The 24,894-nt window shown below is 38.3% G+C and carries 13 protein-coding genes; 12 read left to right on the top strand and 1 reads right to left on the bottom strand.

Annotation, left to right across the window (positions count from 1 at the left end; all coding sequences use genetic code 11):
• Positions 1–97: 97 nt before the first annotated feature.
• The 8 genes from AZE41_RS22370 to AZE41_RS18570 all read left to right on the top strand — a co-directional run bounded on the left by AZE41_RS22370 (position 98) and on the right by AZE41_RS18570 (position 18,417).
• The gene (locus tag AZE41_RS22370) at positions 98–5,218 is read left to right on the top strand and encodes a choice-of-anchor I family protein (protein ID WP_082786715.1); all 5,121 of its coding nucleotides are present in this window, start codon (positions 98–100) and stop codon (positions 5,216–5,218) included.
• Positions 5,219–5,308: 90 nt separating this feature from the next.
• Entirely contained in the window at positions 5,309–9,898 is a 4,590-nt protein-coding gene (locus tag AZE41_RS18600) for an endonuclease (protein ID WP_082786713.1), read from the top strand.
• 528 nt (positions 9,899–10,426) lie between these two features.
• Positions 10,427–10,627: a hypothetical protein gene (locus AZE41_RS18595; protein ID WP_067212679.1), complete on the top strand. Its 201-nt coding sequence runs from the start codon at positions 10,427–10,429 to the stop codon at positions 10,625–10,627.
• Between the two features lie 36 nt (positions 10,628–10,663).
• A complete protein-coding gene (locus AZE41_RS18590; RefSeq protein WP_067212677.1) occupies positions 10,664–11,872 on the top strand; it encodes a multidrug effflux MFS transporter in 1,209 nt (402 codons plus the stop codon).
• A 336-nt stretch (positions 11,873–12,208) separates the two neighbouring features.
• Positions 12,209–13,567 (top strand): sigma-54 interaction domain-containing protein, encoded by a 1,359-nt coding sequence (locus AZE41_RS18585; protein ID WP_067212675.1) that lies wholly within the window; start codon positions 12,209–12,211, stop codon positions 13,565–13,567.
• Between the two features lie 131 nt (positions 13,568–13,698).
• The gene (gene speB, locus AZE41_RS18580) at positions 13,699–14,688 is read left to right on the top strand and encodes an agmatinase (RefSeq protein ID WP_082786711.1); all 990 of its coding nucleotides are present in this window, start codon (positions 13,699–13,701) and stop codon (positions 14,686–14,688) included.
• 261 nt (positions 14,689–14,949) lie between these two features.
• Complete coding sequence (locus AZE41_RS18575; RefSeq protein ID WP_231885852.1) at positions 14,950–16,392, top strand: MFS transporter; 1,443 nt, start codon at positions 14,950–14,952, stop codon at positions 16,390–16,392.
• Between the two features lie 456 nt (positions 16,393–16,848).
• Positions 16,849–18,417, top strand: coding sequence for a glycoside hydrolase family 10-like protein (locus AZE41_RS18570; RefSeq protein ID WP_067212670.1), 1,569 nt, complete (start codon positions 16,849–16,851; stop codon positions 18,415–18,417).
• 506 nt (positions 18,418–18,923) lie between these two features.
• Here AZE41_RS18570 and AZE41_RS18565 read toward each other — a convergent pair.
• Entirely contained in the window at positions 18,924–19,832 is a 909-nt protein-coding gene (locus AZE41_RS18565) for a LysR family transcriptional regulator (protein ID WP_067212667.1), read from the bottom strand.
• Positions 19,833–19,962: 130 nt separating this feature from the next.
• Here AZE41_RS18565 and AZE41_RS18560 point away from each other — a divergent pair, with 130 nt between their 5' ends.
• The 4 genes from AZE41_RS18560 to AZE41_RS18545 all read left to right on the top strand — a co-directional run bounded on the left by AZE41_RS18560 (position 19,963) and on the right by AZE41_RS18545 (position 24,787).
• Complete coding sequence (locus AZE41_RS18560; RefSeq protein WP_067212664.1) at positions 19,963–21,225, top strand: dicarboxylate/amino acid:cation symporter; 1,263 nt, start codon at positions 19,963–19,965, stop codon at positions 21,223–21,225.
• Between the two features lie 26 nt (positions 21,226–21,251).
• On the top strand, positions 21,252–22,532 hold the full coding sequence (locus AZE41_RS18555; RefSeq protein ID WP_067212662.1) for an aminotransferase class V-fold PLP-dependent enzyme: 1,281 nt from the start codon (positions 21,252–21,254) through the stop codon (positions 22,530–22,532).
• Positions 22,533–23,210: 678 nt separating this feature from the next.
• A complete protein-coding gene (locus AZE41_RS18550; RefSeq protein WP_067212660.1) occupies positions 23,211–24,092 on the top strand; it encodes a DUF1672 family protein in 882 nt (293 codons plus the stop codon).
• Positions 24,093–24,274: 182 nt separating this feature from the next.
• On the top strand, positions 24,275–24,787 hold the full coding sequence (locus AZE41_RS18545) for a hypothetical protein (protein WP_156476099.1): 513 nt from the start codon (positions 24,275–24,277) through the stop codon (positions 24,785–24,787).
• The last annotated feature ends 107 nt before the right edge of the window (positions 24,788–24,894 follow it).

Raw genomic sequence — 24,894 nt, 5'->3', positions numbered from 1 at the left:
TAATAATCACTTAACATTTAAAGGGATTTAAAATGGTAACCTTAATTTAAGGATTAACTCAATCCTCAAATTACATACGATTAAAGGAGGTCAGTAAATGAAGAAGCATACCAATCCATATCAAAAAGTATTCGGGGCGTCATTAGCTCTAGCGGTAGCAACTGGAACGATAGCAGTAGGTGCACCAGTATATATAAAAGCCAATGAGGTGGAAATCCCCACGTTTTCTGATGTAAAGAACATTGAAAGCCATCATTTCTATGACAGTGTTACAAGTTTGGCTTCTAGAGGTATAGTAAAAGGTTTTGCCGATGGAACTTTTAAACCTAATCAGTCAGTAACTCGGGGACAAATCGCAAGCGTTTTAGCGCAAACACTTGGACTAGACACAAAAAATGTGAAAAACCCGGGATTCAAAGATTTGAAATTGACTGACCCGCATTATGGGGGAATTGCTGCCCTTGTTGAAGCAGGTATAGTAAAAGGGTATGACGATAAGACATTTAAACCTGGAGGGTCATTGACACGTGCGCACATAGCCAAGATGATAAGTATCGGATTTAATCTAGAAGAAGCCAAGCTTACGAATAGCCCATTTAAAGATGTGAAAGCTGAACACTGGTTTGCAGATTATGTTCAAGCTTTGATCACCAATGAAATTACAACTGGAACCACACCAACTACATTTGAACCGAATGCTTTCGTTACAAGAGGGCAAATGGCTTCTTTAATCGTTCGAAGTGAAACGGCTTCCCTTGTTGATCAAAATGACTCCACAGTCAAAAATACGGGAAAACTGGTTAGTGTAACAAATGAGTCCGTTAAGCTATCGACTGGAACATATGCAATGTCCGCAGACATGAAGGAAGTTTTAAATGCTTCCAATTCGGCAGCTCTTTCAGGAGCAGTCTTAGACTATACAGTTAAAGACGGCGTACTCATTGAAATTGCTTCAATTGAACTTACAGCGAATGGCAATGAAATAAACAATGTTGTACTAGATGGACAAGGATCTAAATTTGCAGGAACAGTACGTGTTAATGGTGATTATGTTTCATTGAAAAACATAACGATTGCAGGCAATTTAGAGATAGGGACAGAGGTAGAAAACAGTTTCAAAGCGAATGGAATGACGGTTTTAGGGGGAATAAATCTTACCGATAAAACCTCAGTAAGCCAAGTCAATAAAGTGTTTTCAACAGCTGCTGTAGAAATGAAAGAACCAAGTTTTGTTTTCACGGACTCTGTCATCCAAACTGTTGAAGTGTCGAAGAGTAAAAAAGTACTAATTGAAGTAAAAGGGAATTCAACAGCCCAAGGCTTCACTCTTTTATCGAACGTCCACTTAAAAGCCGATAAGGGAATTACATTGCCAAAAGTGACTGTCGAAAAAGGTGCGACGAAGGTAACGCTTGACGCGTCAGTGGACAACCTATCAGTGAACACGCCTAATGCATTGTCGATTGATGGAACAGCCACTATCAAAAATGTTATCGTCGAATACAAAATTGACTTGAAGCTCTTAACAATTGGGGAAATCCAAAAAGTCATTGTTAAACTTAAAGGTACAACAATTACATTAGGAGATAGAACAAAAGTTGCTAGTTTTGACCTACCAGAGGGAATAACGTTAAAAGATGTTATTGTGAATTTTGATGGATCCAATAGCGGTGGTACTAATGGTGGGAACACAGGCTCAGATAGGGACCCTAGCCCGAATCCAAACCCGAATCCACCAATCATCTATGATGGAAAAACGTTTAACCTTTCTTTAATGCACGTAAATGATATACATGCGAATACCGACAAAGCACCAAGGCTTGTTACAGCAGTGAAAGAAGTACGGACAGTTAAACCGGATGCATTGTTATTAAATGCAGGGGATGTTTTCTCAGGTACTTTATATTTTAATGAATTCCTAGGACAAGCAGACTTAGAATTTATGAATTTAATGAAAGTCGATGCTATGACATTTGGTAACCATGAGTTTGACCTTGGTTCATCAAAGGAAGGTCACAAAGCATTGGTCGACTTCATTAAAGCAGCAGACTTCCCATTTGTATCATCGAACGTAGATTTTTCGAAAGATCCATTGTTTAATGGGCTGTTCAATACAAAAATTTCAACAACTCCTGAAAGCAGCAATATCTACACGGGAATTGTAAAAGAAATAAACGGTGAAAAAGTCGGTATCTTTGGTCTAACAACTGCGGAAACGGCGGACATTGCTAGTCCAGGGAAAATTACATTCTCAAACTATATTGCAGATGCGAAAAAAATGGTTGCTGAATTTGAAGCAATGGGTGTTAACAAAATCGTTGCACTTACACATATTGGTTTTGATGATAATGCCGCTATGGACAATGACCAAGAACTAGCTGCAAATGTAGCTGGGATTGACGTAATTGTGGGTGGACATAGTCATACTCAGTTAGACAAACCTGTAGTTGTAGACAAAGATGGAAATGGGAAAGTGAAAGATAAAACAATTATTGTACAAGCCTATCAATATTCAGATTACCTTGGGACTTTAGATGTTGAATTTGATAAAAATGGTGTCGTAATAGGACACGCAGGAAAGTTAATTGCAACGGTTGATAAAGCAGAAGATGTTGAGGCAAAAGAAATGCTTAAAAAATATGCGGATAAAATTTCAGAAATAGAGAAAGAAGAAATTGGTGTAACTCTTGAAACTGCATTGGAAAGTCCTCGTACAGGTGGAGATAATACGAAACCAAGTGTACGGAAAAATGAAACGATACTTGGTAATTTAATTACAGATGGCATGCTTATTAAAGCGAAGCAATATAATGACAAAGTCGTAATGGCTTTCCAAAATGGTGGAGGAATTCGCGCTGATATTGACGCGGGTCCAATCACAGTAGGGGATGTTATTAAAGTACTTCCATTTGGTAACACATTAGCAACAATGGAGATAACAGGTGCAGAAATAAAAGAAGCATTTGAACTAAGCGTTAGCACATATCCTGCTGAAAGTGGTGGTTTCTTACATGTATCAGGTGCGAAAGTAGAGTTCGATTCTTCTAAACCTGCTGGACAACGTGTAGTTTCAATTAACTATCAAAATTCAGATGGTACGTACACTGCAGTCGAAGACGCTAAGACATATACAGTAGCAACAAACGCGTTCACTGCAAAAGGTGGAGACGGCTATGATGTGCTTAAAAAAGCGTATGAACAAGGTCGTGTAACTGATCTTGGACTTTCAGATTGGGAAAACTTAAGAGAACAATTAATATCACTAGAAACCATTCCAACTGAAATTGAAGGTCGTATTATAGACGTTGCAGGGCAAGTAGTAGAGCCAGAACCAGAACCAGAACCAATCAAAGATCCAATCACGGGCTTTTATAATACGAACCCTGAAAAATTAGCAGTCTCTCAAGTTGCCCGCTATGACAGCGGTCAAGGAGAAACAGGAACAGAAATTTTAGCATATGATGCGCACTTAAAAATAGCATTCGTAACAAATGGTGCAGTAAAAGGTTTTGACATTGTATCATTCGAAAATTTGAAATCGGGCACATTAACAGGCATTACAGAAACGACAAGAGTTTTATTATCAAGTTTTGGCATTGATGGTGTAGCTGATACTACTAGCATTGCTTCCCATCCAACAAAAGATTTAATCGCAATTTCTGCAGTTAGCAATCCAAAAACAGAACGAGGCTACATCATATTTGCAACGAAAGACGGGAAGTTTTTGAAATCTGTTCAAGTCGGAGCATTACCAGACATGGTGACATTCACTCCGGATGGGACAAAAGCAATTGTTGCAAATGAAGGAGAACCAGATGATAATGCGGAGAAAACAAGTGAATTAATTGATCCAGCTGGTTCTATTTCAATCATTGATGTAGCAACTTATGCGCATACAGAACTACAATTTACGGAAGAAATGTTAGACGATAAAGTTCGGATGTCTTATCAAGGAAAGGGCAAATCGTACTTAGCTCAATTAGAGCCTGAATATGTAACAGTGTCTGCTGATAGCAAAACGGCTTACGTTTCCCTACAAGAAAACAACGCAATCGCAACAGTAGATCTTGTAAAAGGAGAAATCCTACAAGTTAAAGGACTTGGCGTGAAAGATTTTTCAAAAACTGGTAATGAACTAGATGCGCTCAAAGATGGAGTAGTAAAACTAGAAAAACAACCAATACTTTCCTTCTATATGCCAGATGCAATTGAAACGTTCACGGTAGGTACAGGTTATACAGCTCAAACGTATATCATCACACCTAACGAAGGTGATGCACGTGACTATAAAGGGTTTAGTGAAGATAAAAAAGTAGATAAAATTATTGATAAAGTTAAATTGAAAGCAGAGCATTATGCAGGATATACACAAGAAGAACTAGATGCATTTGACCTCACGACACTAAATGATTATAAAATTACGACTGAAGATGGAAAAAATGAAGCTGGAGAATACGAAGCACTTTATGGATATGGCGGACGTAGCTTCTCTATCTTTAATGCAAAAACAATGGAGCTGGCATTTGATAGCGGAAGTGATTTCGAATCTATCATTGCAAATGACCCTAGATTAAAACAATACTTCAACGTAAGTAATGACAATGTAAAAGTAGATGATCGCAGTAATAGTAAAGGTCCAGAACCGGAATCGGTAGTAACTGGTGAAATGAATGGCAAGATGTATGCATTTATCGCTTTAGAACGCATCAGCGGTATTATGGTTTATGAACTTACCAATCCATCAAGTCCAGAGTTTGTGACATTTATTACAAGCCGTGACTTCTCCGAGGAAGTTGCAGGGGATGTAGCTCCGGAAGGCTTAAGATTTATCTCAGCTTTTGAAAGCCCAACAGGCAACGCATTACTTGCGGCAACACACGAAATGTCAGGAACAGTTGCGGTATATGAATTTGAAGGAACTGGAATTCCGGAAATACCAGTAACACCAGTAACACCAGTAACACTAGTTTCAGCAGCTGATTTCTCTGGGACTGTTGAAGAACCAAAAGTTTATGCAGGTAACGTGAAAGTTTCCGTTACAGAGGCAGAAAAACTAGAAAACGCAGTGATTATGGGGGATTTAATACTAACTGGTACCCCGAAAGATTCGTTGTCGATTACAAACATTGAGGTTAAAGGAAATGCAGATCTTTCAGGACTTAATGGGGAAATTCTAAACATGGACGGCATCATTGTAGACGGTGAAATTACTCTTTAATTTATTTTTTACAAAGCCTTCTGTCAAAGATAGAAGGCTTTGTAATTAAAAAACAGTAAAAGTTCACAAAAAACTTTAGGGGTGAATTGGATGAAAAGTAAAGGGATATTAAATCATGTTTTTAGTAAGATTGTATTAGCGTTCTTACTAGTAGTTTCAATGATTACACCTTTCATATCAGTAACAAGTGCTTCAGCAGAGACGTCAATAACGGTTGATGAAGCAATTGAACAATATGTAGTAGGTGCGAGTAAAAATATATCAGTAGAGGGTTATATAGTAGGTTTTGTAGTGAGTGAAACAAGTGTAACAGGTACTGCTACTTCAAATACCAATTATGCAATTGCTTCAACTCCTGAAGAAACTGATTTATCAAAAATGATATATGTTCAATTACCAGCTTCACCGGCTTCATTACGAACAGATTTTGGCTTGCAGACAAATCCAACTAATATAGGGAAAAAAGTGGTGATGGGAGGATCGCTTGAAAAATATTTTGGAAATCATGCAGGTCTGAAATCACCAACATCTATGGCTTTTGCGAATGAAGTACCAACTAATCCAGATCCAGTAGACCCTAATTTAGTTGAAGCTGTAACTGCATCTACTCCCGCTTCAAGTGTTAAAGCGGGAACTGAAATTACATTATCAACAAAAACTGCTGGAGCAACAATCTACTATACGACAGATGGAACAGATCCAACTATCGAAAGTACGTCATATACAACGCCAATTATCATTAATGAGGCAACTACAGTTAAGGCAATTGCTATGAAGGAAGAATTAGACAATAGTGAACTATCAATATTTACGTATACAATCGCTGATACTCAAACAATATCAGGAGCCCGTACTGCGATTAATCAAACTGTTCAAATCGAAGGAATTGTCACTACTAATCCTGGATTATGGGGCAATGGAGCATTCTACATGCAGGATGAAACAGCAGGTATGTATGTATACGCTAGCTCAGCGAATGTTCAACCTGGGGATAAAATTAAAGTAACAGGTAAAGTAATAACTTATTCAAATGAAGTAGAAATAGAAAATCCTATTATTGAAGTGATTTCATCAGGAAATAGCATTCCAGAAGCTCAAGTTGTAGAACCGTCTGGAGTGAACGAAGATACACAAGGAGAATTAGTAACTATAAATAATGTTACGATTACTGACTTAACAGTTGATAATTATGGGACTTTTGAATTCCAAGCAATAGCAGAAAATGGTGAAAAGGTACTTGTACGACATGATAATCGTACAGGAGTCGTATACGCTGACTTCATCAAAGTTTTCAAAGAAGGCGATAAAGTAAATCTTACAGGTATCGCGGCAATCTTTGGAACTACATTCCAGCTTAAAACAGTAGGTCTTGAAAGTTTTGACTTAGTTAACAAACCAGCAGTTTACTCTTCTGCATATGAAGGAACGGTACCAGTAGATACGAAAATTGCACTTGGATCAGGTTTGGAAGGTGCTGAAATCTACTTCACACTTGACGGATCGGAACCAACTCAAGCGAGCACTAAATACAATGTTCCAATCTCATTACCTACTGGAACAACAACGATTAAAGCAATTGCAGTAACAAACGAAACGACAAGTGAAGCATTTAGTTTTACTTACACGATTGTTAAAGCAGATGGTGTAATCATTCGAGAAATCCAAGGAAAAGGTCATCAATCACCATATGTTGGCGCAACAGTGACAGAAGTGACTGGTGTAGTAACGTACGTAATTGATGGAACAAACTTTGTGATGCAAGATGTGGAAAATGCAGATAAAGACAACTCGACATCAGAAGCAATCCAAGTGAACAAATCGGCAAATGGTGTTAAAGTTGGCGCTAAAGTAAAAGTGACAGGTACTGTGGCAGAAAATGGTAGTGGCGTAAATCTATCTACAACGCGCATTAATGCAACTCAAGTTAAAACAGATGGAACAGCAGAACTTCCAGCACCGCTTGTAGTAGGAGTAGATATTATTCCACCAAATAAAATAATTGATAATGATAACTTAACTTCATTTGATCCGGCGGAAGACGGTATCGATTTCTGGGAATCAGTAGAATTTATGCGGCTTTCATTCCCAAATGCAAAAGTAGTTGGTCCTCCATATAGTGGAGCTACTCCAATCGTAGTGGAGAGTACAACAAATAATGAGTTCAATCTATTAGGTGGGCTTACTATTGCAGCGGATGACTACAATCCAGAAAAGATATTCTTAACAAATACGGGATCAGTTGATATTACATCAGGAGATCATTTTGACGGAGATGTTATTGGCGTAATCTCCTATACAGCTGATGGATACAGAGTATTACCTGAAACATTACCGACACTTGTTAAAGGTAATAGAACAGTAGAAATAACTCATATTGAACCTACTGAGGATAAACTAACAGTAGCATCTTACAATATAGAAAATTTCTCTATGACAACTTCCGATGAAAAGGTTAGAAGAATTGCAACAACATTTGTAACGAACATGAAAAATCCCGATATCATTACATTAGTAGAAGTGCAAGATAATGATGGAGAAACAAATTCAGGAACCGTCGATGGATCAAAAAACTATGAACGCTTAATCGCGGCGATTACTGCAGCAGGTGGTAAAACGTATAAATGGACTGAGGTTGCGCCTAAAGATAATGATAATGGGGGAGCACCTGGTGGTAACATTCGTGTTGGCTACCTGTACAATCCGGAACGTGTTTCATTAGTCGAAGGTGAAAATGGCACTGGTTCAGAAGGAAATTCATGGGATGCACAAGGAAACTTGGCATTGAATCCAGGTGTGCTAGATCCATCCAAATTTAAAGATACACGTAAGCCGATTGCAGCTCAATTTGACTTCAAAGGGAAAAAAGTAGTTGTCATCGGTGTGCACTTAAATTCTAAAGGCGGGGACCAATCATTATGGGGCTCTTCACAACCTCCATTTTTAGGTTCTGAAGCAGAACGCTTTAAATTAGCTACTACTGTTAATGCGTTCATCAAAGACGGATTAGCAAAAGATCCTAATTTAAACATCGTTCTTGCTGGGGATATGAACGACTTCGAATTTACAAAAACACTAGAAATACTTAAAGGTAACGAAATGGTTAATATGGTAGATAAAGCACCAGCTAACGATCGTTTCTCTTATTTCTTCCAAGGAAACAACCAAGTATTAGACCATATTCTTGTTTCTAAAAACTTAGAAAACAAAACAGAAGTAGACATGATCCATATCAATGCAAACTATACAGAAGCTCAAGGCCGTGCAAGTGACCATGACCCTGTAATGGTTCAAATTGATCTTAAAGGTGAAGATGTTGTTGTGCCAAGCAAAGCTGAAAAAATATACAACATTAAAAATCTTAAAACGAAAAAATTAACAATTGGTAAGCCGAGCGTTTCTATTACACTCGACGACAAGTCAGTTATTATCGAAGGTATTGTGTTCACAGGTGCTTATGCAGAATTCCATGGTGTAGGCTTTGCAAGCACAGCAGTAACACTTAAGTCAGTTGAGTCTGGAGCGATTATTGATATCAAGGGTACTCATGTAAAAGAAGTCATCATTGATGGCGCGAACGTAAAAGAAGTTAGAGGCGCTGAAAACATTCAAGACATTAAATTTATCAACGGTGCAAGTAAGGAAAACATTATATTCACAAATGCGAAAGGGGAACCCATTGTGGTTCCTTCTTTGCCTGGTGGAAACAATGCACCGATTGTAAAGAAAGCTATTCCGAATCAAACAGTTAAAAATGGGGAATCGATCTCACTCTTATTGACTGACTACTTTTCCGAACCTGAAAACGACGGGCTTACTTTCGTGTCTACGCTGGGCACAATTGAAGGGAATTCATTAAATCTAACACTCTCTGAAGGTAACTATATCGTAGGAGTGACGGCTTCAGACGGGAATAAGTCTGTTACAATTAGTTTTTCCGTAACGGTAACAGTTGATGTTGAATTGCCAACAGATAACTATTACAAAGGTGCGATTGGTAAAGATGGACAAGCGTTAAAAAACGCGCTTCATGAAATTATTGATGGACATATAGAGCTTTCTTACGATCAAGCATGGGTAGCATTGCGTGAAACAGATGAAGACCCAAATAACGCCAACAATGTGATTCTATTTTATTCAGGAGAGTCCCGCTCGAAAACTCGTAACGGAGGGAATAACGGCGACTGGAACCGCGAACATACCTGGGCAAAATCGCACGGTGACTTTGGAACAAGTATAGGCCAAGGCACAGATATCCATCACTTGCGTCCTACGGATGTTCAAGTAAATGGTTTAAGAGGAAATTTGGATTTTGATAACGGCGGAAGCGCAGTTAAAGGATGTAACGGATGTTTTAAAACTACGAATTCATTTGAGCCACCAGATCGAGTAAAAGGCGACGTAGCAAGAATTCTCTTCTATATGGCGACACGCTATGAAAAAGGCGATCGTGTAGACCTCGAATTAAATGAAAAACTGAATAACGGAAGTGCACCATACCATGGTAAACTTTCAGTCCTACTAGAATGGCATAAACAAGACCCAGTCGATGAATTTGAACGGAATCGCAACAATGTCATCCAGGAATGGCAAGGTAACCGTAATCCGTTTATTGATCATCCGGAGTGGGTGGAACTGATTTGGAAACAGGTTGGTTTAGCTGATACGCAAATTGCATCTTGAGGCAAGATTAGTTAAGAACTAGGAATAAATGAAAATCATGATGTCTAACACAATTCAGCAACCCCATCATAGAATGATTTGCATGGATGGATAAAGGTTGTTTGAAGAATAAACTGTACCCCGAATTTCGGACTTCAATAAAGAAATTGATGTAAGACTAAGATAAGAACCCTGTAGTATCGATTGAAGACGCCTTCCAGCTGATCACAGTAAATGGTCATGTGGAAGGCGTCTTTTTCTGTCTATGATTGTGTGGGTACTAGTAGACTTGAGCAATTAGAATCAGTGGGGGCTTCGGGAATTGCCTCGAAGTGTCCAACAAAACCCTCGAAGTGTCCAACGAACGCAGAAAAGCCCCCAACCAATCTCTGAAAGCCTCCAACCATTCCCGAGAACGGTCCAACCAACAAAGGAGTTTTAACAAAGTTTTATGAAATCCGATTTCTGCAATCATTCCTAAATGAGTTAGAGGATTGCAGAGGTTGGTTTATTTTTAGTGTAGATTGATAGTTCATAAGTGAAGAAATATTGTTTTCAGAAGATAAAGTAAGTACCAATACATGGTATGATTGTGGCAAGGAAGTACGTACATGTTTCAAGAAAAAAAACTTCCAACTTGCGGCTTGGGAAAGAGGCCAAGACATACGAATGAATGGGTATCCGAAACATGTACCAAATGCTCAAGAAAGGACAGCTAGTTGCGAACTTGTAACGATTATTGATAAATGATGGATTCATTGAATAAGAGGGGAATGACGTGTTCTTGTGGATAAAGTGAAAAAAGAAGTGACATTACATAAGTTTTGGATTGTACTTTTATTGGGGTTCCTTACGGCTATTGGACCGCTATCAATGGATATGTATTTGCCGGCACTTCCAATTGTTGCAACTGATTTACATACCTCAACATCGCTTGCACAATTAAGCTTGACCGCATGTTTAATAGGACTTGCAGTCGGACAACTAATATTCGGTCCATTGAGTGATATTCGGGGAAGACGCCGGCCACTCATATTCTCGTTGATTGTGTACGCGATTGCCTCCGTGTTATGTGCATTCAGCACGACGATTTGGGTTTTTATTGGCTTACGATTTATCCAAGGGGTATCCGGTGCGGCGGGAATTGTTATCGCCCGTGCATCTGCACGGGATATGTATTCCGGTAAAGATTTGACGAAGTTTATTGCATTACTTGCACTTGTAAACGGCGCAGCACCGATTCTTGCGCCAATATCGGGTGGAGTTGTGTTAAATTTCGCCTCATGGAACGTCGTGTTTATCATAATAGCGATTATTGGTCTCATGCTGTTTTTGGCCGTTACGTTTTTTCTCCCTGAGACGTTGCCTAAAGAAAAAAGGTCTGAGGGAAGTATGTTAGCGGTCGTCAAGACATTCGGGAATTTGTTTAAAAATCGCGTGTTTATGGGGATAGCGGGCACACAAGCCTTTATTATGTCGAGTATGTTTGCGTACATTGCGGGGTCTCCTTTTGTTCTGCAAAACCTTTACAATGTCACACCTCAACAGTTTTCCATGTTGTTTGCACTAAACGGTGTCGGCATTATAATCGCGGCGCAAGTGACAGGAAGATTATCAAGCACAGTTGGCGAAGTGAAATTACTGTTAACAGGGGTTTTAGTGTCATTCACGGGAAGTATTATACTCGTTATCGTTGTGTTAAATGAACTTCCATTATTGGCAATGACCGTAGCCCTTTTCCTCGTCGTTTCAAGCGTCGGTATGGTATCAACGTCCGCATTTTCGCTCGGTATGCAAAGCCAAGGGAAATCGGCTGGAAGTGCTTCGGCCTTTCTGGGGCTCCTCCCATTTATCGGAGGGGCTATCGTTGCGCCACTCGTAGGAATTGCAGGGGATCAAACGGCGTTGCCGATGGGAATAATTATTATTACGTGTAGCAGCGTTGCGCTCGTACTATTTTTACTTTTGGTGAGAAAGAGGCAAGTGATCGACTAAGATGTCTGATGTGGTATTTTAGGTATAAAAATTAGGAGGGAAAGGCATGACAAAACATGCATCATTATATGAACATTTAATTTAAAGAATATAAAAAAACAGCCCCCCAACCTAACCAGAGGACTACGAATGATTACAGTATTGCGCTGTGTCACTTTTTGTCCTCTTTTTCGCTCTTTGATACTATATATGGTGAACAAATGAATACCTATATTATCCGAGCGCCGTAGCGAATTCAATGGGATTCTTTATTTCAATCTATATCGTTCATATTTTCATTGAATTTGTAGTCAATTTAGAATAGTATGTAATCATAATTGACTAGGGGGAATAGGAGTGCTTCCACTACAGCAAAGTCATCTGATTTTAGAAAGTATTATTAAATATTCGTTCGATGAAATTTTTGTGACTGATGCGGACGGCACCATTATTTTTACGAGTGAAAGCTTTAAAAACTTTTTTGGAATCGATGCTAAAGAAATTATGAATCAAAATGTTTTTGCACTAGAAGAACAAGGGATTTTATCCCCTTCGGTTACAGGTAAAGTACTGAAAACAAAACAAGTTGAAACGATGATTCAAGAAACGATAATGGGAAGGAAAATAGTTGTCTCTGCTTATCCGATTTTTGATGACGATCAAAAACTACAGGGGGTCATTAGTTTCTCAAGAGATATTACAGAACTTGATTATCTAAAAAAGACAAATAATCAAGTAGCTAAAAGAATGCTTTTATATGAGAAAGAAATTGAAAAGATGAAAAATGAACAGTCATCCCTTTCACGTACTGATTTCGGTAAAATGGGATATGTTTTCAGCATTGTCGAAAAGGTATCTAACTTAGACGTTTCAGTATTACTGGAAGGGGAATCAGGAGTCGGGAAAAACTATATAGCGCAGAAAATCCATCAAAAATCCATTCGGAAAACGGAGCCTTTTATTGAAGTAAACTGTGGCGCCATTCCTGAATCATTAATTGAATCGGAGCTTTTTGGATATGAAGAAGGGGCGTTTACGGGTGCAAGAAAAGGCGGGAAAAAAGGCTATTTTGAAGCCGCTGGGAAAGGAACTATATTTCTTGATGAGATTTCCGAGCTGCCACTTAATCTCCAAGTTAAACTATTATCTGTTCTTCAAAATCGGACGGTACAACGTGTAGGTGGCAATTCAATCATTCGTTTAAACTGTCGAATCATATGTGCAACAAACCAAAACTTACAACAATTAATTGTAGAAAAAAGATTTAGAGAAGATTTATACTATCGAATTAATGTCATCAAGATTTTCATTCCACCTTTACGTGAAAGAAGAGAAGAAATAAATGGTTTAGTGTCTGAACTGATAAATGAATTTAACGATAAACATAACCTAAAGAAAGAGCTCTCTACAACTATGTTTTCTTGGTTAAGTAAACAGGAATGGCCAGGAAATATTAGGGAACTAAGAAATTTCATCGAACGCATCTTGATTACTTCCAATGACACGATTGTTGACGTCGACCAAGTTGATATCACCCATTTCCAAAAGGACATGACTTTACATCAATATATCGAAATGATTGAAGGCGATTATATTGTTCGGATGTATGAAAAGTATCCAAGCAGTATTAAGTTGTCTAAAAAATTAGGAATCAGTCAATCCACTGCCAATCGAAAGATTAATCAATATATCATGAACCAACCTAGTCAGAGTTGACTAGGTTTTTTGGTGTAATCCAGTCTCTTGCTGTTGGCATGATACTTGCAATAATGTATAGCACCAAGAAAAGATGCTGGCACTCACGCTCTTTCTTGAAACCAATAATTGAACCATGAGGAGGAATTATAATGACGAATCAAAATGAAAAACAAATTCTTAACCTACCGTTCACGGGTATTTGCTCGTTTGGGAAATATCCAATCTGTACAAGTCTCGATGAATTAGACGCGGATATGGCGGTTATTGGTGTTCCCTACGATATGGGAACACAATGGAAATCGGGAACCAGAATGGGACCACGCGGAATGCGAGAAGGCTCTACTTTGTATAGTTTCGGATTAGAAGGGGCCTATGATATTGAAAAAGATATTATGTACTTAGGTCCAGACTGTAAAGTAGTCGATTGCGGTGATGTAGATATCGTGCATGGTGATCTGGAACAGAGCTTCGACAATGTGGAAGAATCGATTAGAAAAATTGTTTCCAAAGGAGCTATACCTGTTGTAATGGGGGGAGACCATTCCATTACTATTCCTGTAGGGAGAGCATTGGATTCCGTTGGTCCATTCCACGTTATCCAAATAGATGCCCATTTGGATTGGGCAGATCATCGCTCGGGACAAAGATATGGACATGGTAGCACGCTTCGTCGTTTATCGGAAATGGACTACGTCGATAAAATGTTCCAATTCGGAATTCGTGGAATTAGTAGTAGTACAAAAGAAGATGTAGATGCCGCTCGGGAATATGGCAGTGTCATTTTATCCCCACGACAAATGAGGAAAATGAGCCTTGAATCCGTGCTAGATCTGATTCCAGAAGGGGAAAAATATTATGTAACAATTGATATCGATGGATTAGACCCATCGTTGGCACCTGGAACAGGTACTCCTTCTCCTGGTGGATTGTACTATGATGAAGTGAATGAGCTCTTGGAAGGGATTGCAAAAAGGGGAAATGTTATTGGTTTCGACTTAGTGGAGGTCTCTCCGCCATACGACCCAACTGGTATAACGAGTCAGGTGGGGGCAAGGCTTATTCTTGATTTTATTAGTTTTATTTTAAAGGAAAAAGAAAATAGTCTGCAGTTTGCTTCAGCTATGCAAATAAATAGCTAGAACTAAATTTGATACTATAGAGGAAGATGTACAGCTTCCTCTATAATGTACAATCCATTGTCACGCTTGTTATTTAAATCTGTTGGGATAACCTGTATAAACTAAATCTGGGTCGAGTAGTAAAGAAAGCTGTGGATAAATATGGAGTTAAAATAGTTCTTTATAATAAAAAATGAAAGCGCTTTATTATTGAAAGAATAATTAAGAGTATCTCCTCAGATATATACGGCAAGAAGGCTTAGATAGAATTATAGGAGGTTTATAATGGAAACAAGCAAGCAAGGTTCAACTAAAATGATGATCGGCATCGTATTGGCTGTACTCACATTTTGGCTTTTTGCTCAGTCAATGGTAAGCATTGGTCCCGCAGTTCAAGCAGATTTGGGTATTTCATTAGGAACGTTAAATATTGCCATCAGTTTAACAGCTTTGTTCTCGGGTATGTTTATTGTTGCGGCTGGTGGAATTTCTGATAAAGTCGGTCGTAAGAAACTAACTTATTTAGGATTGATTTTAAGCATTATTGGTTCCTTATGCCTTATTTTAGCACAAGATACTACACTTTTAATCACAGGTCGCATTATCCAAGGTTTTTCTGCGGCGTGTATTATGCCTTCAACTATTGCTTTAGTTAAAGCATACTTTGAGGGGGCTGACAGGCAGCGTGCCCTTAGTTATTGGTCAATCGGTTCTTGGGGAGGCGGTGGCTCCACATATTTAATAGGCGGCGCCATTGCCACGTACATGGGCTGGAGATGGATTTTTGTATTTTCCATCGTAATCTCTTTAGTTGCGATGTACCTACTGAAAGACATAGCCGAAAGTAAAGCTGTACAATCGAATAACTCTAGATTTGATTTAACCGGTTTTATAATCTTTATCGGTATTATGCTCGCACTAAATTTAACCATTACGCGTGGAGATGAGTTCGGATGGACAAGCCCGCTTACGATCGCCTTGATTGCTGCCGTTTTGATTGGAAGTGTTTTATTCTTTATCATTGAAATAAGGAAATCAAATAAATTTATTGATTTTTCTTTATTTAAAATTAAAGCTTATACGGGAGCAACGACTTCAAACTTTTTACTAAATGCTGTTGCTGGAACTTTTGTTGTGACGAATACGTATGTGCAGATATCAAGAGGTTTTACAGCGTTTCAGTCAGGCCTTTTAACAATCGGTAATTTAGTAGCTCTTCTTTTGATGATTCGTGTTGGCGAGAAATTGCTGCAAAAAGTAGGTGCGAGAAAACCTATGATAGCTGCATCCATCATGTCTTCTGTTGGGATTAGTTTAACTGCGCTAACTTTCTTGCCCGATATGACTTATATAATTGTCGTATTTTTCGGCTTCATGCTTTCAGGCGCTGGACTAGGATTGTACGCGACCCCATCTGTTGATACGGCTGTAGCGAGTGTTTCGATCGATAAAATCGGAGTGGCATCAGGAATTTATAAAATGTCCAGTTCACTTGGCTTTTCATTTGGAATAGCGATTTCAGCAGCTGTTTACGGAGCGGTAATAGCAACTGGAAACGTAGAGGCTGCAGCGCCCTTGGGGATTTTAGTAAACGTCATTTTTGCTATTCCTGCGCTAATCTCCATAATGCTAACAATTTCGAGCAATGAGGGGAAAGTAGTACCCGAGCTTCGAACTGAAAAAGATGAAACTGAAAAATCGTTCGTTCTTAACAGTGGATCCTGATCAAATACACTTTGTTTAGTAGTAGGAATCGATTTACTATCGAAAAATAGAGCAATTGATAATCCATGCGAAATTGATTGAATACAAGTAGCGAAGATTTTTGACGTGCAGTGTATAGACTAATCTAGCGTAGAGAAGACCATTCCGAAAGTGGGATGGTCTTTTTTTTTATCAATTCATAAGAAAAGGATACAAGGGGCATGTATTTTATTTTCGATATGCTTGTTGGCACTTGGTGGGCTTAAACATAACGCGCTTTCATACCGCCTTCATTAGGAAGTTCTTGTGGATACTTTAATTGGGGGAATTACTCCTTTCATATTTACCTATAATTGGATACAATTAGAATAGGATAAGGATACAGGAGGAAATGGAAATAAAGAAGTCAAAAAGATGGACAACTACTCGAGATACTAGAAAAACCATTACATAGGGTAAGGAAGGAAGTTATTTATAATGAAAAAACATCTATTTAAAGCTACATTATCAGCGGCTATAACACTCGTTTTACTTATTTCACTCCTGCCATTACAGGTTAAAGGAGCAAGCGTGACGCCCCCTAAGAATGAGATGCGTGCGGCTTGGATTGCAACCGTTCAAAATGTGGATATGAAACCAGGCATGAATGCAACTCAATATACTGCTTGGGTACAGAAAACATTGGATCACTTGAAAGCTAATAAATTCAATGCAGTTATTTATCAAGTAAAACCAACAAATGATGCGTTGTATCCTTCTAAATTGGCGCCATGGTCATCCTATATAACAGGGGGGAGACAAGGGAAAAGCCCTGGTTACGATCCTTTATTAATAATGATAAATGAAGCGCACAAGCGTGGTATGGAGCTACATGCATGGGTCAACCCTTACCGAGTTACAATGCCTGGCCAAACATTGGCAAGCCTTGCGCCTAGTAATGTAGCCCGTACAAATCCTGGATGGGTAGTTAAATATGGTAAGCAATATTATTTGAATCCTGGACTTCCTGAAGTACAAAATTATTTAATAGCTACAGTCAAAGAATTAGTAGCTAAATATGATATTGATGCTGTTCATATGGATGATTATTTTTATCCTTATAAAATTAAAAATGAAACATTTCCCGATCAAGCTGCATTTAAGAAATATGGATCATCTTTCAAAAAAATAGCCGATTGGCGTCGAGATAATGTTAACCAACTCGTCAAAAAGGTCTATTCATCTATTAAAACGACTAAACCGCATGTGCAATTTGGGATTTCTCCATTTGGAGTGTGGCGCAATCAATCAATGGATCCTACTGGCAGCAGTACGCGAGCTGGTGTAACAAATTATGATGACTTATATGCGGATACAAGACAATGGATTAAAGACGGCAGTATAGATTATATTACGCCACAAATCTACTGGTCTAAAACACTGTCAGTAGCTAAGTATTCAACTCTATTGGATTGGTGGAGTAATGAAGTAGAAACATATGCCGACAAACATCCTGTTAATCTATATATTGGTCTAGCTGATTATAAAGTTGGCATTGACGCTGATAAAGCGTGGAAGAACAAAATGGAGTTACCCAACCAAGTATTTGCCAACAGAGCAAACCAAATAGCTACGGGTCAAATGCACTTTTCTTTAAAGAGCATCCAAAAAAATCAGCTTGGTTATGCAACAATCCTGAAGCAACAACTTTATAATTATACTGCTTTAACTCCAGCAACTTCTTGGAGCAACGCAGCAATTCCAGCAGAACCAACATGGGTACAAGCTAACAAGGATATAGCCGGAATGAAGTTAGTCATCCAGGATCAAACGACTACACAACCAAGAAAATATGTGATCTACCGTTTTGAAGGAAACCAAGTGGGATTCTATGAAAATCCTCATAGCATAGTAGATGTTGTCTATAATACAAAAGGAAATACCGTATTTTTAGATAAGACAGCAAACCGCAACAAACAATACACATATGGAATTACTTCCGTATCCGCCACTGGCGTTGAGAGTGAGAATGCATATGTTGTGACGTCTGAAGAGGTTAGGCGCTAGGGAAATAACGCTAATTTGTATAGGTTGGACAGATGAATACCTGGAATAAACGAAGTGTAGGTGCGCTATATTGAGCCTACAGGTGTTTCGGTAACCAAAGAAAAGTTAGTCATTCATAGCAAACAGAAAAGCCCTTTTAGCAATCAAAGGGCTTTTTGTGTTTTGATGATAGAGACAAGTTAATGTGAGTAATAAAATTGGTGGGGTCTCCAACGAATCGCCGAAAGTGTTCAATCTTTCACGGAAAGCGCCCAACCAACGAAGGAGTGTCCAACAAACTCAGGAAAGCCTCCAACCATTCCCAACCCGACGTCATCAATCCACACCAAAAACTCCAAAGAGAAAAATCCCTCCAGGTGTTCCACATAACCTAGGTATTCATCCCATGAAAAATCATGTTAGTCAATATCTGATTCCTGTTTCCTTTAGTCTCGACAAAATTAAAATAATCCTTCGGTAGATTGAAACCAATTTTAAACAGTCCCAGTTATGTAATCGGACAATAGTTAGTAACCAATTTGATTTTCCCAAGGTCTTACTATTTGCTCAATCCTTGTTTTTGATTGAAAAATGAATTCACTGACCTGTTGTGCGTGGATGTTTAGACCTTCTCTTTCAACCTGGTAGCAATTCCTAAATGGCGGTGGATCTTCGAGTAAGCAGACGTCAATCCACCCTTGTTTATGAAAATTCCTGGCAATTGAAACAGGAACAACCGCCCAATAATCCCCTTTAGATAGGAACTCCAGTAGCATTTTTGCCGTGTCGATTTGAATATATGTATTAGTAGGTGGCCCCCAATGTTTCTCATGCCAAATATGATAATCGATTCCCCAATTAATATAAAGCTGATTTTCCGGGATAAGTTCATTATTGGGAATAATGCGATCGATAAAGTCATTTTCCTTACTTCGAATCAATACCATTTGTTCTTCAAACAATAGACTTACCTTTACGTTACGCAGAATACGATCTTGTAAAGAAAAGCCTATATCGATTTCTCTGCGATCAATCAGGGAATAAATTTCATTGGATTGATGTGTGTGAACAGCAATACGGATATGGGAGTTTTGCTGAGAAATCAATGGATATATGGTATTCAATATATAATTATGCACGCTATCGACAGCCCCAATTGTGATGGTAGCTTCCGTGCTCATCGATTTCAAATTTTTCGCTTCCAATAATAAGGATTCATACTTCAATGCAATTTGATAAAATCGTTCACCTTCATTTGTCAGTGAAACGCTTTTTACACCTTTTTCACGTTCCAATAATATGACACTGTATTCTTTTTCAATGTTATTCAAACGCTGGCTTATTGTTGATTGAGAAACATAAAGATGATTCGCCGCTTTCGAAAGACTACCCAGTCTGACAATAGACAAGAAAGTTTCGACTTGACTAAGATTCATATAATTCCCCCTATATATCTAATTTATCGATAATTAATAGTTATATATTTAATTTTACTATATATATCTTGCTTGTTACACTTAAAACTATGAAAGGGCTTTCACAATATTTCAAAAAGGGGGAATTGAAATGAAACGGTGGCTTAAATTACCATTGTACACGCAAATCGCAATCGGGGGGATACTTGGAATAATCCTTGGATTTATTTTAGGGGAGAATGCAAAATACATAGCACCTTTGGGGACGTTATTTATTCGCTTGCTCCAAATGTTAATTATACCGCTAGTTATCACGTCGGTTCTGGCTGGGATATTAAGTATGAAAGATGCAAAATCAGTTGGTAAAGTCGGCGGTTCTTTTTTAGTCTATTTGATCATTACGAGTATCATTGCAACAACGATTGGGGTAATTGTTGCGCTTATACTAAAACCAGGTAAAGGATTACAATCATTATTAAATCATGGAGAAAAGGTTGAAACGGTGGAGTTCGATTTCGTAGAACACTTTCTATCGTGGGTGCCTAATAATATATTCCAATCATTGGCGAATATGGAGATGCTCCAAATCATTGTATTTACAGTGATCATTGGACTTGTCATGCTTACCCTTGGTGAAGAAAAGGTTCCGACTATTACAAAGTTTGTTAATGAAGGTGCGAACCTCATGCTGAAATTAACGGGATATATTATTCAATTAGCGCCTTATGGAATACTTGCACTGCTTGCAAATCTGGTAGGGACATTCGGGTCAGAAATGTTATCTGCTGTTGTGAAATTTGTAGTTGCAGACTATATTGCATTGATGGTTGTATTGCTAGTTGTCTATCCGATCATGTTAAAATTTACAACCGGTTTAAATCCGATTCAATTCTATAAAAACATATATCCATCGATGCTCTTTGCATTTACGACATCTACAAGTTCTGCTACCATTCCGGTTTCACTCCAAGTTACAAAAAGGAACTTGGGAATTTCTGAAAAAACTGCTGGATTCACAATTCCGTTTGGTGCAACGGCGAATATGGATGGTTTTGCGGTTGCAATTGGGATCATTTCTGTATTTGCCGCAAATTTATATGGAATAGAAATTACATTTGGTTTAATAGTACAATTTGTTTTATTAGGATTGGTCTTGTCAATAGGTGCCGCAGGGGTGCGAGGTGCGGGAATTGTCATGTCTATTGTCCTTTTGGAAGCATTAGGCATGCCACTATTGATTATTCCAATTTTAGCCGCAATTTGGCCAGTAATTGATATGGGACATACAACATTGAACATTGCCGGTGATTTGACAGGTACAACAATCGTTGCCACTAAGAACGACGATTTAAATGAAGAAATATTCAATGCGAAAAATAATAAAATAAAGACGGATGAACAAGAAGTCTTTTAATATATCACTGGAGAGGTCGTGCTGTTATGTTAGAACGCAATACTAATTTTTTTCCACAACAATTACAAAAGTTGATATCTGACAGTTTCTTATACGTAAATGAGGATGCTTACGGGAATGATCGGCTATTTTTTGAAAATGCAGGGGGATCGTTAAGATTAAAATCTGCTGTTGACGCACAAACACAGTTATCCTCGTTGCCGGACTGTCCTGAGCGTACGCATGATATAGCAATGGACATTCGGAAAGTAATTGAAAAAGGAACGGAAGATATCCGACTTATTCTGAATGCCAAGGATGGTTCGATTGCAACGTCCCTCACTGCATCCAAGTTGATGTTTGAAATAATTACGACCATTGCAATGGATAAGTCTAGTGGTAACATTGTAACAACAGACATTGAACATCCTTCATCTTATGACGCATGTCAGTTTTCAGCAGAGCAATACAAACATGAGTTGCGGGTTGCTAAGGCTGATCCAAAGTCAGGCAGCATTCCTTTGGAAAATATTCTGAAGCTGATTGACGAAGAAACAGTTCTTGTATCCGTTATTTTAACCTCCAATATTACAGGAGCCATGCATGATATTAAAGGCTATGCGGATGCGATACGTCTAAAAAATCCTGATACTATTATCGTGGTAGATGCCGTACAGGGAGCCCCCCATGGTCCAATTGATGTTGATAAATGGAAAATTGATGCTCTAAATATTGCTCCATATAAAATGTTCGGCAATCGCGGTGTAGGATATGCGTATCTTTCTAATCGCATTGCTTCGCTTCCGCATCATAGATTACTTGCGACAGATGATGATAACTGGAATATTGGTAGTCCGACACCTGCACAATTTGCAAGTTTTTCTAAAGTAATTGATTATATTTGCGAAATAGGCAGTTATTTCAACTCGTCTGACGATCGTAGAACATTAATTTCAGAAGGGATGAATCGAATCCATTTGCAAGAGCAGGCTATCTTAAACCGGCTGATTAACGGATCGAATGAAAGGCCAGGTATAAAGGATATTTCGAATGTTACAGTACATTTCGAAGAAGCGAATGGAATTAGACAAGATCTTATTTTGGCATTGACCTTCGATAATATATCTTGCGAAGAGGCTGTCCAATTATATGGAGAACAAAATATTTTGGTCTACGCAAGGGAGTCGAGCAGCCACTACTCCAAAAGAATTCTGGATGCAGTGAATTTGGATGCCATTGTTCGAGTCTCTCCAATTCATTGCCATACGTCTACAGATGTAGATAAATTCCTTGAAATCACACAGAAGATTTCTGAAATAACACGGTGAAAGGGGACTGGAAATAAACTCTGTTTTACGCGAGGGCTCTAAAATAGAAACAGCTTCAATTCAGACTTTATATCTGGATTGAAGCTGTTTTTATTAGGATTCGAAGATGTGATAATGTCGAACTTGGTTAGGTGGCACCGTAGGAATCTAACTATTCTTGGGTTAGTATCCAATGAATCCGCGAAAGCGTCCAGCAAAGGGAGGAGTGTCCAATCAAATCAGTAAAGTGTCCAACAAACAGAAATCCAATTATCTACTAACCACATAAATCCCTTCATATCAAGGTATTTTCCGATTCTTAAAAATAGGGAGAATGAATCTAAAGTAATGGTTACGGGGCAGTCCGTAAGGTATCTTACTGTATTAGTAACAGTTTACTAGAATGGTATTTACTAATAGCAGACAATTGTTACTTGTTTAAATGGAATGGCATATTTCTTGTGGGTTAAATGATCTAAGCTTATATCATTGTATATTGTCTTTCTTTGACAGTTGGTTATCCTAGTGGTATCTATTAGTATTATGGAAAATTCATGTAAATCATTGATAGCACTTTTTATATAGAAGAGCGACAACAATCTACTATAGACATTTGAGGTGTATTCATTGAATATTGGCTATAAAAACATACTGGCACTAACATTGAGCTCCTCATTACTAGTAGGAGGATGTACAGATATGGATAATTTAACCAATAATAAAAAAATTGAGGTTAAGAAACCGTCGACTGAAAACAAGAGAAATGCGTACGAAATAGAGAACTTCGTACGTGTACAAGACTACACTGGTGAAGGATATAAATTGCGCGACAGCCGTCCAGAAACGGGCCAACTGGCTGAAGAATACGGGGAAGAAATCGTAGAAGCGGTCCAAGAGTATTTCTTAAGCACCTATAAAACGGAAGTAATTGTCCATAACATCATCGGGGCAGTCGATGGAGCAACCGTATTTGTGGAATCGGTAGGTGAACCCCATTTTTATACGTATGCAATTATACCAATCGATGTGGATAGTGAAACCGCGGAAACTGATGAAGTCTGGTCCGAAGAAGGGCAAGTTGAAAATGCGATTCAAGGCGCATTATATGCAATGATTTATGAACAAGAATTTGCAACGCTAGATGAATACTTGGAAAGTATACTTCAAAAATACCCTGTTGTCGGAGTACCAATAGAGGCAATAGAAAAAGTCGGAGGTTCAGGATTCTCGAGTTCAGTGTACAGAACAAGCAAGCTCGGTAACGAATTTCAAGGGATATATGATATGTATTTAGAAAACCCAGAAATTAGTAAAGAAGAAATAAAAAAGAATTTGAGTAAAGCTGATTTCAAGCCCGATCAAATGTTGATTCTCATAGAATTATTTATGAAAGAATCTGACACGGAACCCGATCAGGCGGTCTTTGATAAAATCGTTTCAGATATTAATGAGATGGAAGGTATACCTAGAGGTGCATATACAATTATTTTGAATGATAACTTGATTGATAAAAGAAGAGGTATCGGAACAAAGGATAATACGCTGGAAAGTATGAATCCAAATGAAGTTTTGAAAGAATGAGGAGGTAGAAAAAATCCCTCAAGTCTCATATTCGGCGGCTATATAAGTTGAGTAAATACTGCGTAGGGGTCTTACAAGGGATTCTTAATTTCGATTTATTTCTGGAAAGATTAAATTCCATGATGAAAACCTCATACAAACCAACTTAGAAACGAAGGGTTCAATTGAAAGGAGACTACGAGTTGAAACGATTACAAATGACAATCTTGATAGTTTTTGCGATTTTGATAGGGGGTTGCACAGGAATGGAGAAATCGGGCGGTAATGAAGAAACAATGACGGAACTTCCAGATACAATTGCAGCACAAGATGAATATACACGTTCTTTCCTCGTTTCAACTGACGAAGTTGCGGATGGACATTATGCCTTTAAGCCATGGACGGAAGCATATACCATGTGGATACCTGTGGACGGGACGCTATCAGAAACTTTTTATGAGAAAAGAGAAAAACACTGGGAACGATTTTCGTATTCATGGGAAGAACAACAAAAAAATCTTTCCTACGGCATATTTGGGCAATTTGAAGATCGCCCAGACTCTGAGGAGTATGGATTGAACCACTTGACGCGATTTTCAGGTTTCGAAGGTGAATATAGTAAAAGCGACGATGAAAAAAATGTCTATTATTATGGTGAAATGATCTCCGAGGTTGGTGAAGAAGGGGAGGAAAAATTCCTGTCTATTCAAACATAGGATTCATTAAACATAAAAACAGTGATAAAGCGTTGGGGATTTTATTTGATCATAGATGCAGTGATTGGACCACAAATTGTGATGCAGATACACAACGAATTAAGGAG

It is taken from the genome of Sporosarcina psychrophila (assembly GCF_001590685.1).
Taxonomy (GTDB): domain Bacteria; phylum Bacillota; class Bacilli; order Bacillales_A; family Planococcaceae; genus Sporosarcina; species Sporosarcina psychrophila.
Note: the sequence above shows the minus strand (reverse complement) of the source record. Positions and strands in the feature narration are given on the sequence as shown.